Source organism: Promicromonospora iranensis, from assembly GCF_028994805.1.
Lineage (GTDB): Bacteria > Actinomycetota > Actinomycetes > Actinomycetales > Cellulomonadaceae > Promicromonospora > Promicromonospora iranensis.
Genome location: NZ_JAJQQP010000008.1, coordinates 234,879 through 248,613, shown reverse-complemented (window position 1 = coordinate 248,613; position 13,735 = coordinate 234,879). Strand labels below are relative to the sequence as shown.

The window sequence follows — 13,735 nt, the reverse complement described above, 5'->3', positions numbered from 1 at the left end:
CGATGTTGCCCTTCGTTACCCGACGGTGCTTGACGGCGTGCCGCGGACGGTGGCCTGGAGCATCTGCTCCACGGACCGCACGCGGGTCAGCACGTAGTCGACGCTGAGATGGTGGTAGTCCCGGTACACGGGGTGGTCGATGTCGCCGACGAAGCAGGTGTTCGCGTCGCACGTCTCCGACCAGACGCCGTCCCAGGTGGGGACACCGTACTTCGTCCAGACGCGCGCACTGATCCCGGGCAGGTCCCCGTTGGAGCGGTCGGCTTCCGCGCGCGGCATGCTGCAGTCGCCGAGACCGGCCAGGGGTCGAGTGAGGCACTCGAGCGGGTCGACGTCGATCCGCGGGTTGTCCTTGACCGCCACCACGTCCGGCGTGACGGCCGTGAGGCGCGCGAACAGCGTCTCGTTCGCGCTCTCCCAGGTGCTGCTCACCTCGTCGTCGGTCATCCGGCTGCCGTCGGCGTGCTGCATGCGGTCGGCATAGATCTGCGCCTGGCTGACGACGACGGCGTCGGGGCGCAGCTCGTCGACGATCCGCAGGGACTCGCTCTGGAACTCGGCGCACGACCCGCGTTCGGAGGGCTGCTGGACATCGACCTGGGCTACGGGGCAGCCGTGCCGCCAGCGGACGGCGAGGCGCAGGCCCGCGTCGGTCGCCGCGGCGTCGAACGCGGGGATCCAGTGCATGGCGTGCGAGTCGCCGAGGAGCAGCACGGTCGTGGTGGCGGAGACGTCGCCCAGGAGGCACACCTTGACGCCCGACGTCGTCTCGGTGGTCTCGGCGCACCCGTACGGCTCGGGCTCGGCGCTGGCCTCGACCGCCGTCGCGTACGGCTCCTGGTCCAGCACGATCCCGGTCGCGACGCGGGTGCCGACGGTCAGGGTGCCCACGGCGAGCCCGATGGTGACGGTGACCGCGGCGGTGCGGCGCCACGACCGCATGGCCCCGCTGAACCGGATCGGGTTCTCGACCCAGCGGTAGGTGGCGACCGCGGCGCCGAGCGCGGCGAGCGTGGCGAGCACCTTGATCCAGATCGCGTCGTCCTGCACCGCTGCCGTGGTGAGCACCACGAACGGCCAGTGCCAGAGGTACCAGGAGTAGGAGACGTCACCGATCCGCTGCAGGGCGGGCAGGCCGAGCACCCGGTCCACCCAGGTGCCTGCCGCGGGGATGCTGCCCGCGGCGAGCACCAGCAGCGTGCCGCCCACGGGCAGCAGGGCGACGGTGCCGGGGAACGGGTCGGTCTCGCGCACGAGCGCGAAGGAGAGCGCCAGCAGCACGAACCCTGCGGTGCCCAGCAGCGCCCGGAGCAGGCGGGGCCGCAGGCGGGAGACCTCGGCGAGCCGGCCCCAGGGCAGGGTCGCGACGAGCGCGGCGCCCGCGAACTCCCAGGCGCGGGTCGGCAGCACGTAGAAGGCCCAGTCGGGGGCGGTCGCCGTGAGCCAGACGGAGGTCGCGAGCGACACGACGAACGTACCGGCGAACAGGAGCTGCAGCATGCGCCGGGCCGGCACGCGGGTGCGCCGGGCCACCGCGACCGCCAGCAGGATGAGCAGCGGCCAGAAGATGTAGAACTGCTCCTCGATGCCGAGCGACCAGGTGTGCAGGTAGGGGCTCGGGGTGACGGCGTCGGAGAAATAGTTCTGGCCCTGGTACGGGAACAGCAGGTTGGAGACGAACAGCATGGCCGACGCCCCGTGCCAGGCGAGGCGCCCCCAGACCAGCGGGGACAGGACCAGGACGCTGGCGAGCAGCGTGACCGCGACGACGAGCGCGAGCGCCGGCACGAGACGCCGCATGCGGCGGGTCCAGAACTCGACGAGGTCGACGCTCCCGGAGCGGTCCACCTCCCGCAGCAGCAGCGAGCTGATGAGGTAGCCGGAGATCACGTAGAAGACGTCGACCCCGGTGAACCCGCCGGGGATCGTGATCCCCGCGTGGAAGACGACGACGGCGAGCACGGCGACGGCACGGAGCCCGTTGATGTCGGTGCGGAACGCGTGGCCGGCACCCGGGGCGCCAGGTGTCGTGTCGATCCCGGGTCCGTGCGGTTCCGGCGACGGTCCGGTGGTCCGGTCGACGGCGGTCGTCGCCTGCGCCATTTTTCTCCTGCGGTCGTTCCGGACGGGTGCGCGGCTCACACCATAACCGGCACATCCGGTGGCGTTGACCGGGTATGGAGGAGGGTGTGGGGAGAGTCAGGCTGTGCTGCTGTCGGTCGAGCCTGCGCTTCCGCCCCAGGCGTGTGCCCCGTGCCTCGGACCGCACCCTGCGCTGCGCCTACGGCTCAACCGAGGAACACGTGGGAGCACGTCAGCACGGGTGCCGCAGCGGTTCCGCCGTCCCGCACGCACCCGATCGCACCGCGCCGCAGGTCGGCGTTCACGAGGTTGTCCCGGTGCGAGGGCGAGTCGAGCCAGGCCTGCACGACGTCCTGGGGCGGGCGCGCGGTCCGGCTGAGGTTCTCCGCGGCGAGCGTGCCGCCCGGGCAGCTCTGCTGCACGGGCGGCAGCGGGGCGTGCGTCAGCCTCGGCTCACCGACCAGCGCCCCCGCCCGGTCGATGGCGACGGCCACGAGGCAGTCGTCATGCTCCAGCTCCGGCACGTCCCGCTGGGCACGGGCCGCGTTCACGCCGTCCTCCAGGGCCGCCGCGTACTGCTCCGGGTCGGCGAGGTCCACGCTGTCGGACGGCGTCCAGGTCGCCTCGGGCGCGGGCGTCGCCTCGCGCGTCGCCTCGGGTCCGCGCGGACCGGTGTCCCGTCCGGTCGAGCAGGCGGTGAGCAGCACGGCAGCGATCAGGACCGGGATCGCGAGACGGGTCAGGGCGCGGAGCACGACGTCGATTCGACACCGCGCACCCGGAGGCCACAACCGGAGGCGCCACGCCGTACACGGTCGCCGCCCCGCGACGCGCTGGGTGCGTGCAGAGGGCTCGGTGCGGAGCGGTCAGTGGCTCAGCCCAGGAACACGTGGGCGCAGATCATGACGGGCGCTGCGGGGTCCCCGCCGTCCGGCACGCAGGCGACGGCGCCACGGGTCAGGCCGCCGTTCAGGATGTTGGCGCGGTGTCCCTCGGAGTCCATCCAGCCCTGTGCCGCCTCTGGCGGTGTCCATCCGCCCTTGGCCAGGTTCTCCGCGACCGCCGAGGTGGGGCAGGTCTGGAAGATCGGGTCGAGCGGCGCGTGCGCCAGCTCTTGCCCGATCAGCGCCTGGGCGCGCTCGAGCGCCACGTCGTAGGCGCAGGTGTCGTGGGCCAGGGCGGCCAGGCCGTTGGCGGCACGATGGTCGTTGACCGCGGCCTCCAGGGCGGCGGCGTACTGCACCGAGTCGGTCAGGTCCGGCTCGGCCCCGCCGTCGTCCCCTCCCCCGCCGGCACCGCCGCCGGGCTCCCCGCCGGGTCCGCCACCAGCCTCGCCGGGGTCTCCCGCGTCTCCGGAGCCGCCCGGTCCGGCGTCGTCGCCCGCGCCGGGAGCCGGCCTGCGGTCCGCTCCGCGCGACGCCGAGCCGCTCGGTGCCGGCTGCACGTCCACCACGGCCGACTCCTGCTCGTGCTTGCCCTGGATCGAGCCCACCGAGGTGGGTCGCGGGGCGGGGGCCAGCTCGACGGGCACCGCCTCGGCCACCACCCCTGGGGCGATCCCGGGCGCGGGCATCGGCTCGGCGCCGGGGGCGAGCAGGCCCGCGCACGCCGTCAGGCTGGTGGCCACGCCGGCCGCGAGGAGCACGCGGGCGACCGCCCCGCGCAGGGCACGCCCTGGCCGGGCCGCGGACGACGTCGTACTGCGCGCTGGGGACACAAGTCCGGACAATACCGGCGATCACGGCGGTACGGAATGCCCGGAAGCTACCCCAGCGCGCACCGGCGCCCAGGTGCGGCCACCATGGTCCAGACCTCCCGCCGACCCGTAGGACCGAAGGAGAGACGAACCTGGCCACGCAACCCGCCCCGCACCCACCGCCGGGCGAGACCGAGCAGAGTGATACCGACCGGAGCCGGACCGGGCAGAGCCGGACCGGCCCGGGCGAACAGGGCGAGCGGGCGGTGACCCGGCGACAGGCGCTGCGGATCGGCGGGATCGCGCTCGGCGCCTCGGTCCTCGTGGTCGGTGGCCTGGCCGCGTGGGACACCGTCCTCGACCGCACCCAGCCGTTCCGGAACGTCCGCGGCCGGTGGCTGGACCAGCTCACCGGGGCGGCGGTCGACGACGTCGACGCACTGGCCGGACGCCTGCTCGGCGTGCTCACACCGGACCAGACCTGGTCCGACCTGGCGCTGAGCGGAGGGGAACGCACCATCGGTCTGCGCCTCAGCTACGAACGGCTCCGGTCGATCGCCCGCGCCTACGCCACGCCGGGGTCCCGCTACGAGCACGACGAGGAGGTCCGCGACGTCCTCCTGACCGCCCTCGACCACCTCCACGAGACCCGGTACAACGAGCACACGCGGCGGTCCGGCAACTGGTGGGACCGCGAGATCGGCATCCCGCTGCAGCTCACGGCGACGTCCATGCTGCTGTACGACGACCTCGGCGCCGACCGGCTCGAGCGGTACATGGCGGCGGTGAAGGCGCACACGCCCGCACCCGCGTACGCCGCGGCGAACCGCGTCTGGACGGCGCGGGTGGTCGCCGAGCGCGCGCTCCTGCTCGACGACGAGGAGTCGCTCACCTCGGCGCTCCGCGGCATCACGCCGGCCTTCCGGCTCGTGACGTCCGGCGACGGGATCCGCCCGGACGGGTCGTTCCTCCAGCACGACGTGCACCCCTACTCGGGTGGCTACGGGCTCTCGCTCCTGACGTCGGCGGCGTCGGTGCTCGCCCTCCTGCGCGACACCCCCTGGCAGCTCTCCGGCACACCCGTGGACAACCTCCTGACCTGGGTCGACGAAGGGCTGGCCCCCTGGCTGCACGCCGGCGCCGTCATGGGGCCGGTCCGGGGCCGCAACATCGCGCGGGTCTCGGCGCAGGACCACGACGCCGGGCGGGCGGCGGCGTCGGCCCTGCGCCTGCTGTCCCGGGCGACGGACGGGGACCGCGCCCGGCGGTGGAGGGGCCTGGCCGCCTACGCGTCCGGTGCGCAGGCCGGGGGCGCGGGCGTCGAGCCGCTCGCCCCGCCCGTGGGGACCACCGTCTTTCCCGCGATGGACCGGGTGGTGCACCGGCGTCCGGCGTTCACGGTGGCGGTGGCGATGTCGTCGGCGCGGATCGCGAGCTACGAGTCGATCGGCGCCGAGAACCGGCGCGGCTGGTACAGCGGCAGCGGCGCGTACTACCTGTACGACGCCGCCGGGTCCCAGTACGACGACCACTACTGGCCGACCGTCGACGCCGCGCGGATCGCCGGTACGACCGTCGCGGCCGGCACGCCCGCCGCCTCCGCCGGGGCGGGTTTCCGCAGCGACAAGCACTGGGTGGGCGGCGTCGCGGTGGGCAGCAGCGCGGCGGTCGGCATGGCGTTCCGCCACCCCGACGACCAGGGCATGCCCGGGGCGACGGGCCAGAAGTCGTGGTTCCTGCTCGACGACGAGGTGGTCGCGCTCGGCGCGGGCATCGCCTCGTCGTCCGGCCGCCCCGTGGAGACCGTCGTGGACAACCGGAGGCTCCTGGACCCCGAGGGCCAGCAGCTCGTCGTCGACGGGCGGCAGGTGCCTCCCACGGGTGGCACGCCCGCGGTCACGGCCGACGGCCCCGGCTGGGCCCACCTCTCGGGCGCCACGCCGGGAACCGGCATCGGGTACGTGTTCCGGACGGGCCAGCGGCTGTCCCTGCTCCGCGAGCGCCGCACGGGCCGCTGGTCGGAGATCAACAGGAGCGCCGTGCACCGGGACCGGACGGTGCGGACGAACAGCTTCGCGACCCTCTGGCTGGAGCACGGTGTCGATCCCGTGGACGCCCGCTACGGGTACGTGCTCCTGCCCGGTGCGACGCCGGAGGGGACGGCCGCGTACGCCGCCGCACCGCGCACGGAGGTGCTCGCGAACGGGCCGCTCGTCCAGGCGGTGCGCCGTGACGGCACGACGGCGCTGAACGTGTGGGCGACGGGGGCGCCGGAGACCGGTGGCGTGTCGTGCGACCGGCCGGCCGCGATCCTGCTGACCCAGGACGGGACGCAGCTGACCGTCGCGGTGGCCGATCCGACGCAGCAGCTCGAGCACGGACTCCGGGTCACGGTCGCGCGCCCGGCGAAGCGGCTGGTCCGCGCCGACGGGCGGGTCACCGTCGAGCGTCTGCAGCCGGGCATCTCGCTCCTGGTCGACGTGGGCGGCACGCGGGGCGGGTCGGTCACCGCGACGTTCGAGGTCTGAGGCTCACTCCGCGAGCGCCGCGCGGATCCGCTCGACCGCGTACGGTCCGAGCGTCCTGGCCCAGGTCCCGGTGATGTGGCCGCCGGTGTCCCGGTACACCACCACGTTGCCGATCACCGACGGGCAGCTGCCCGCCGTGCAGTAGAGGTCGGTCAGGTCCACCACGTGCGCGCCCGGCACCTCGCGTGCCGCGGCGACGAGCGGGTCCGGCTCGGCGAGCGCCCGGGCGGACGACGTCCCGCATCCGTCGTCCACCGAGAAGGTCACCGCCGCGACACACCGCGCGGCCTCGGCGTCGGCGTCAGGGTTGTCCTCCAGCACCACGACCTCGGCCCCGTCCTCCGCGACGGGCCGCATGGCGTCGACGTAGGCGGCGCGGGCCACCTCGCCGTGAGCGCGGGAGGACGTCGTCACGACCACGTCGTACCCGCCGTCCTGCAGCGCCTCCTGGATCTTCGGCAGCCCGGGGCACGTCCGGTCGGACGCCACGAGGTGCCACCGGCACCCGTTCCCGACGTACGTGTCGAGCCGCCAGCCGGCGGCGTCGAGCTGGGGCCTCAGCATCGGCACCAGCTGCGCGGCATGGCTGTCACCGACCACGGCCACCCGGGTCGCCGTCGGCCGGTCGCTGCCGAAGGTGCAGGTCCGCAGCGGCTCACCCTGGTACGCGTAGCAGTTGAAGGCCCCGCCCGTGTCGAACGAGGCGTCCGCCGGGTCGGGCACGACGGCCGGACCGGTGCTCAGCGCGCAGTCGTGCCGGGGGTCGAGCGCGGCGGCGCCCACGCAGTCGGACGGGTCGTCCGGGGTGTGACCGGCCAGGACGACGTCGGGCACCGGGAGGGCAGGCGGGGCGGCCGCCCCGCCTGCCGCCGAGCCGCCGGCACCGAGCAGCACGACGACGGCGCTGGCCCCCGCGAACCGGTACCACCCCGACCGCGGCGCGAGCCGGGCGCGCGCCCCGCGCCGCCGGAACCACGCCGCGTGCCGTGCCGGTGCCTCGAGCCAGCGGTACGACGCGGCCGACAGCACGAGCGTGAGCGCCAGCGCGACCACGAGGTAGACCGCCGAGCCCTGCGGCACGAAGGCGAGCAGCAGCACCGCCACGGGAAAGTGCCACAGGTACAGGCTGTAGGAGATCTCGCCCAGGTACTGGCTCACCCGGTGCGTGAGCGGCCAGAGCGCCACCGGGCCGCCCACGCCTGCCGCGATGACGAGGGCGGCCGACAGCACCGGCAGGAGCGCCCACGGCACGGGGAACCCCGGCCCGGCGGGGGTGATCAGGACCGCCAGCACGATGCCGGCCAGGCCCAGCCAGGCCAGCACCGTCCGTGCCACCGCCGAGGTGATGCCCAGCCGCGTCGACAGGACGGCGACGAACGCGCCGACGCCCAGCTCCCAGGCGCGCGACGACGTGGTGAAGTACGACCAGGTGGGCTGCGCCGCGGTCTCCGCGAGCCCCCAGCCCAGGGAGGCCACGGTCAGCACGGCCACCGCCGCGCCCGCGACCGGCCGGGCGTGCGAGCGCCGCCACCCGAGGCGGCGCCCGCCGACGACCAGGAGACCCAGCAGCAGCCATGGCCACACCAGGTAGAACTGCTCCTCGACCGCCAGCGACCAGTAGTGCTGGAGCGGGGACGGCGGCATCGACTCCTGGAAGTAGTCGACCCCCTGCCGCGCGAAGTGCCAGTTGCCGAGGAAGAAGAACGAGAAGAGGGCGTCGCCCACGACGCCCCGGAAGCGTCCGGCGCCGAGCAGGGCGAACGCCGCACAGACCGTCACCAGCAGGACGAGCACCGCCGCGGGCAGGATCCGCTTCGCACGGCGCACGTAGAAGGCGGAGAACGAGATGGTCCCGGTCCGCTCGTACTCCCGCAGCAGGAGCCCGGTGATGAGGAAGCCCGAGATCACGAAGAACACGTCGACGCCCACGAAGCCGCCGCCCGGCCAGCCGACCACATGGTCGGCGATGACCGCGAGGACCGCCACCGCCCGGAGCCCCTGGACATCCGCCCGGAAGCCCGTCGGCCCCCGCTCCGGCGTGCCGGCCGAGGCAGGCCGGGCTGGTCCGGTCGGCCGGACTGCGCTCACTGCCATGGCTCTTCCCCCGTGATATGCCCGTGCGGCGGTGCGGCACCATCCTGGGGTGACGGCCGCCGTCCCGCAGTTCGGGAATGGCGCGGCGCTCGGACGATTCGGGTCGCACGCGGCACATTCATCGCATATTTTTGCGGGGCACCCAGCACCCTTTTCCAGCCGACCAGCTGAGGTTTCCCGATGTCCGGTACGAGCACGAGCAGCACGCCCTGGAACGACCACCGCATCACCTTTGTCGGTGGACTTCATCGCAGCGGAACCACCCTTGTCGCCCGGATTATCGGTTCAAGCCCGAATGCGTCCGGATTGACCGGAACGGGAGCCGTCATGGACGAGGGGCAACATATTCAGGACACCTATGTCGGCGGCTTAGGCAATACGTCCGAATGGTCGTTTCACACGCAGGCGCACCTGACCGAGGAGGACGCACAGCGGGTGCCCGACGCCGGCGCGCGGCTCTGGGCGAGCTGGTCGCCCTACTGGGACCTCGACAGCACGGTGCTCGTCGAGAAGTCCCCGCCGAACCTGACGAAGATGCGCTACTTCCAGGAGATCTTCCCGAAGTCCCGCTTCATCGTCGTGACGCGGCACCCCGTGGTGCAGGCGCTGGCCGTGCGCAAGTGGGCGACGCGCACCCGCGGCCGGTTCACCTACGGTTTCCCCCGGCTCGTCGAGCACTGGGTGCACGCGCACGACGTGTTCGCCGAGGACGCCCTGCACATCGAGAACCTGCTCGTGCTGCGGTACGAGCACCTGATGCGTGAACCCGCGCGGGAGCTCGGCCGGGTAGCGGAGTTCCTGGACATCGAGCTCGACGCCGCCGCGGTCGACGCCGTCGACGCCGGACGCAGCAACCGCTATGCCGAGCTGTGGCGGACCGGAGGACGCGGGCAGCTGGCGGGGCGGGTCCGCAGCCACGTCGGGAACCTCGGGTCGCGGCGCGGCACACCCCGCGCCGACCTGCTCCGCGACGTCACCGACGCCGCCCTGCTCCCCCGCTACCGCAACGTGGTCAACGAGCACCTCGGGGACCGGATCCGGGCGCACGGGTACGACCTGAGCACGCTGGACGAGGCGGCCCCCTGGGCCCCGGTCGTGCACGGCTCACCGGCGATCCTGACGGCCGACACCCGATGAGCGGCCTCACCCGCGTCGTCTACGTCACCGGCTCCGGCCGTAGCGGCACGAGCACCCTCGCCGGGGTGCTGCGCGAGTTCGGGCTGCACGTCCCCGGCCCCGAGGTGGCCCCGGACGCCTCCAACCCGCGCGGCTTCTCCGAGCCCCAGTGGGTGGTGGACTTCCACAACGGCATGCTGCGGTCGGCCGACGTGCAGACGTCGGACCCGCGCCCCATCGCCTGGCACCTCGTCGACCGGGCGAGCGTCGAGGGGGACGCACGCAGCCAGATCCGGGGCTGGCTCGGCGCCCAGGTCAAGGAGCACGGTGACCTCGTCATCAAGGACCCGCGCCTGCTCTGGTTCCTCGAGGCCTGGCTGGAGGCCGCCGCGTCGGCGGGAGCGGCGGCGTCGTGCATCACGATGCTGCGCCAGCCCACCGAGGTGGTGGGCAGCAAGGCCGCCTACTACAAGGGCCGCGGGCTGGTCGACCGGGTGTCGGGGTGGATCAACCTGATGCTGGGGACCGAGCTCGCCACCCGGGCGACGCCCCGGGCCTTCGTGCGCTACCGCGACCTGATCCACGACTGGGACGAGCCGGTGTTCGGCGCGGCCGCCGCGCTCGACCTGCCGATGGTCGACCCGGACGACACGGCAGCGGTGGAACAGGTCGACGCGTTCATCGACCCGACGCTGCACCGGGTCGACGTCACCTGGCAGGACGTGCCCGTCCCCGCACCGCTGCGTGCGCTGGCCGACGACACGTGGGCAGCGCTCGACGCCCTTCCCGAGCACGACGACGCCGGGACCCGCGCCGAGTTCGACCGGCTGCGCGCGCTGTATCCCTACGTCCACCGCAAGATCGCGGCGTCGCCCGCCCGGCGGATCGCTCGCATGGTGCCCACCGAGGTCGTGCCGCACGGCGTCCGGCAGAGCGTCGCGGGCATGCTCTGGGGCTCGCCGGACACCGCGAGCTGAAGACCGGCCGGCAGGCGCCGTGCGACGCACCGGGGAGCGAGGAGCCTCAGACGAAGAGCGTGCGGTCCGCCAGGCTCCCCGCCACACGGCCGGCCGTCACCGCGAGCCGCTTGACCCCGCGCCGGCGCACGAGCGGGTCGCGCGAGAGCGTCCGCGCGAGCCCGCCGGCCACCGTGGCCGGCACGCGCCACACGGGCAGCCGGGGCAGGCCCGCGGCCCGGAACCGCTGGTAGATCCGCACGGACTGGCGGCCGTACCGGAAGTGCTGCCGGGCCAGGGCGCGCAGGCCGTCGCGCTCGTAGTAGACGACGACGGCGTCGGGAACCGCCTGCGTGCGGTACCCCGCGAGGTGGGCGCGGTAGAAGAAGTCGGACTCGTCGCCGCCCCCGAGCAGGGACTCGTCGAACCCGCCGACGGCGGCGTACGCGGCCAGGGCGAAGCCGCAGTTCGCGCCGATCGGGCGCGGGACCTGCCAGAGGTGGGTGTAGACGCCGGGGTCGGTGGCGACCACCGTCTCGTCGGGCAGCCGCCGCTCGACGACTCCCCCGACGCAGGCGGCCCCCGACCGGCGTGCGCGGTCCATCGCCGAGATCCAGCCCGGGGTGACGACGTCGTCGGCGTCGCACAGGAGCACGAAGTCGCCCTTGGCGTGCGACACCCCGACGTTGCGCGCGTGGTTGATACCCGGCCTCGCGCCGGCGTCGACGCACCGGAAGCGCCGGTCCGTCCGGGCGAACGACTCGACGATTCCGCGGCTCCCGTCCCGCGAGCCGTTGTCCGCGACGACCACCTCGAAGCCACCGCCGAAGTCCTGGCCGGCGAGGGCCTCCAGCTGCCTGCCGAGCGTCGCCGCCCCGTCCCGGCAGGGGATCACCACGGAGTAGACGGGCGGTCTCATCGCGTCTCGACCCAGGTCCGGGCCGAGGTCTCGACCGGGGTACGGGCCGCATCCTCGGCCGGAGTCTCGGCCTCCGTCTCGGGAGCCGGTGCGGCGGAGGCGGGCGAGCGCCACAGGATGACCGCCAGCATCAGCGGCAGCAGCGGCGTCAGGTGTCGCACGTACGACCCGTAGTCGGGCTCGAACACGCTCTGCACCACGGTCAGGCCCAGGACCAGCGCCACCAGCCGCGCCCAGCGCGGGTCGGTCCGCGACTCGGCCGACGACAGGTGCACCGCTCGGGCGAACATGAACCACAGGACCACCAGGAAGGCAGCGACCAGCAGGTAGTACGGCGAGAGCCGGACGATGAGCGGCAGCGGTACCGCGAACGTCAGGAGCACGATCGCCGAGTTGAGGAAGCTGCCGACCGGACCCTCCAGATCGAAGAACGGCTCGATCAGGGTGCGCGTGTCGACGTCGCCGATCCGGACCTCGTTGACCTTGGTCCGGTAGAAGTCCAGCTCCACCCCGAGGTAGTTCTGGAAGACGACGGAGAGGACGACGAGCGCCGCCAGCGCCGCGCCGATCATCCTGCGCACCGAGAACCGCCGGGCCATGACCACCCGGAACCCGATGTAGCCGCCGATGACCAGGTACCAGTAGTCGCGGAACTCGTGCGCGTAGTACGCCATGGCGCCGACGAGCACGACCTCCGGCCAGATCCCGCGGCGGCGCCACAGGGCGATCAGCGCGATCGGGAGCACGAACACGTCCTTGGAGTAGGTGCCCACATACACGACGGCGAGCACCGTCGTGCCGGCGAGGAGTGCGAGCGACAGGAGCCCCGCGTTCCCGAGCCTGTCGCGCAGCGAGACGAGCAGCACCGCCACGAACAGCAGGTAGCCGAGCAGCCCCGCCCACATCGGCTGGTCGGCGAGGCCCAGCTCGCGGTAGATGGTGCCGACCGTGCTGAACGACTTGTCCGAGTCGTAGCCCTGGTAGCCGCCGGCGATCGTCGCGATCTTCTTGCTGTCGTACAGGAACCGCTCCGGGACGAACGGGCTGCCCAGCAGCACGTAGCACGCGCTGCCGACCAGGAACAGCGCCACGAGCAGCTGCTTGATCGCGCGATCGTGGTCGACCTCGCGCAGGGCGGCGACCCGGGCGGCCGTCACGACACCAGGGCCCCTCCGGTGGCCATCGCGTACGCCGTGACGACGCCGTCGTGCAGGGCCGACTCGTCCATCTCGCCGACGAGCCGGTCGCCCGACTCGATCATGCGGAGCCGCCGCCCCGGGTCCACGACGGCGGCGTGCGCGGCGACGGCGGCCTCCGCCGGTGACCCGACGGCGGTGAGGCGCGCCCCCTCGAACGCCGGGATCTCGCGCACGATGGTCGGCAGACCGACCCGGGCGGCGTCGAGCACGCTGATGGGGAACCCCTCGTACGAGGCGCAGTGCAGGTAGACGTCGGAGGCCGCCATCTGGCGCATGACGTCGTCGGCGGTGAGCCAGCCGGTCACCTCGACGCCCGCGTCCCTCAGCTCACGGACGAGGGTCTGGTCGCCGTCGCCCAGCCAGCGGAAGGAGAGCCCGAGGCCGAGCTGCTGGGCGACCCGCGCGGTCTCCGCGAAGAACCGTGGGTCCTTCTGGGCGACGACCCGGCCGACCATCGTGACGGTGCGGTGGCTGCCCGCAGGCGTGCCGGACCGCGCCCCCGCCTCCCGGACCGCCGCCGACGACGGCGCGTTGGGGATGCGCACCACGTCGCGCACGCCCATGGACCGGGCGAGGAGCTCCTCGCGCGGGCTCACCGCCGCGACGACGGAGCCGTTCGCGGCCAGCGCCCGCTCCAGGAGGCGCACGGAGCGGCGCACCGGCCCCACGAGGTTCGGCCGCTCGAAGTAGTAGCAGTGCGGCTGGTAGACGACGGGGACCGGCAGTCTCCGTACCCGCGTGTACAGCCCGGCCCAGCTCGAGTGCGCGTGCACGACGTCGGGCGCCAGCTGGTCGACCGTCCGGCGGACCGCCTGCACGCGCGCCGCGGTCCCGTCCGGGAGCCGGGCGGTGCCGCGGTAGACACCACGCCCGTCCGTGCTCTCGATGCCGGTGGACAACAGATGATGTTCGGCCTCGGGAACCAGTTCGGTAATGCGGTCGATCGCGCGACCGACGCCCCCGGAATACCGGTCCGTGACATGCAGAATTCGCAACTGCGGCCCTCCGTGGCGTCCTCAGATTTCGCCCCGAAAAGGACATAAATCCCAGCGGGCGCGCTTCAACCGAACGTCAGTTAGATTACCAACGGAAGCGCAGGTAGGCGCGGGAACGGACCCAGTATACGAATCTGTGCGAGGCAGATC

General features: G+C 73.4%; 10 protein-coding genes. 3 read left to right on the top strand and 7 right to left on the bottom strand.

What is annotated here, in order from left to right; all coding sequences use genetic code 11:
• Positions 1 to 15: 15 nt before the first annotated feature.
• The 3 genes from LUM46_RS15590 to LUM46_RS15580 all read right to left on the bottom strand — a co-directional run bounded on the left by LUM46_RS15590 (position 16) and on the right by LUM46_RS15580 (position 3,799).
• A complete protein-coding gene (locus tag LUM46_RS15590) occupies positions 16 to 2,103 on the bottom strand; it encodes an acyltransferase family protein (protein WP_274995065.1) in 2,088 nt (695 codons plus the stop codon).
• 185 nt (positions 2,104 to 2,288) lie between these two features.
• On the bottom strand, positions 2,289 to 2,837 hold the full coding sequence (locus LUM46_RS15585) for a CAP domain-containing protein (protein ID WP_274995063.1): 549 nt from the start codon (positions 2,835 to 2,837) through the stop codon (positions 2,289 to 2,291).
• Between the two features lie 119 nt (positions 2,838 to 2,956).
• The gene (locus LUM46_RS15580) at positions 2,957 to 3,799 is read right to left on the bottom strand and encodes a CAP domain-containing protein (protein WP_274995062.1); all 843 of its coding nucleotides are present in this window, start codon (positions 3,797 to 3,799) and stop codon (positions 2,957 to 2,959) included.
• Positions 3,800 to 4,044: 245 nt separating this feature from the next.
• Between LUM46_RS15580 and LUM46_RS15575 the strand changes: the two genes are divergently transcribed.
• Entirely contained in the window at positions 4,045 to 6,306 is a 2,262-nt protein-coding gene (locus LUM46_RS15575) for a polysaccharide lyase 8 family protein (RefSeq protein WP_274995061.1), read from the top strand.
• A gap of 3 nt (positions 6,307 to 6,309) precedes the next feature.
• Here the strand turns inward: LUM46_RS15575 and LUM46_RS15570 are convergent, their stop codons facing one another.
• Positions 6,310 to 8,400, bottom strand: a complete 2,091-nt coding sequence (locus LUM46_RS15570; RefSeq protein ID WP_274995059.1) for an acyltransferase family protein — start codon at positions 8,398 to 8,400, stop codon at positions 6,310 to 6,312.
• 180 nt (positions 8,401 to 8,580) lie between these two features.
• On the opposite strand from LUM46_RS15570, the gene LUM46_RS15565 reads away from it, so the two are divergent.
• Both LUM46_RS15565 and LUM46_RS15560 read left to right on the top strand, forming a co-directional pair.
• Positions 8,581 to 9,537, top strand: coding sequence for a sulfotransferase family protein (locus tag LUM46_RS15565; protein WP_274995057.1), 957 nt, complete (start codon positions 8,581 to 8,583; stop codon positions 9,535 to 9,537).
• Positions 9,534 to 10,493: a sulfotransferase family protein gene (locus tag LUM46_RS15560; protein WP_274995056.1), complete on the top strand. Its 960-nt coding sequence runs from the start codon at positions 9,534 to 9,536 to the stop codon at positions 10,491 to 10,493. Before LUM46_RS15565 ends, LUM46_RS15560 begins: the two co-directional genes overlap by 4 nt.
• A gap of 46 nt (positions 10,494 to 10,539) precedes the next feature.
• Here LUM46_RS15560 and LUM46_RS15555 read toward each other — a convergent pair whose 3' ends face one another.
• From LUM46_RS15555 to LUM46_RS15545, 3 genes are read right to left on the bottom strand one after another with little or no spacing between them, the layout of a single operon-like run.
• Positions 10,540 to 11,391: a glycosyltransferase family 2 protein gene (locus LUM46_RS15555; protein WP_274995055.1), complete on the bottom strand. Its 852-nt coding sequence runs from the start codon at positions 11,389 to 11,391 to the stop codon at positions 10,540 to 10,542.
• Positions 11,388 to 12,548 carry a hypothetical protein gene (locus tag LUM46_RS15550; RefSeq protein WP_274995054.1) on the bottom strand — a complete coding sequence of 387 codons (1,161 nt, stop codon included), beginning with the start codon at positions 12,546 to 12,548 and terminating at the stop codon, positions 11,388 to 11,390. The genes LUM46_RS15555 and LUM46_RS15550 overlap by 4 nt, the downstream gene beginning before the upstream one ends.
• Positions 12,545 to 13,585: a glycosyltransferase gene (locus LUM46_RS15545; protein WP_338109895.1), complete on the bottom strand. Its 1,041-nt coding sequence runs from the start codon at positions 13,583 to 13,585 to the stop codon at positions 12,545 to 12,547. The genes LUM46_RS15550 and LUM46_RS15545 overlap by 4 nt, the downstream gene beginning before the upstream one ends.
• Between the last annotated feature and the right edge of the window lie 150 nt (positions 13,586 to 13,735).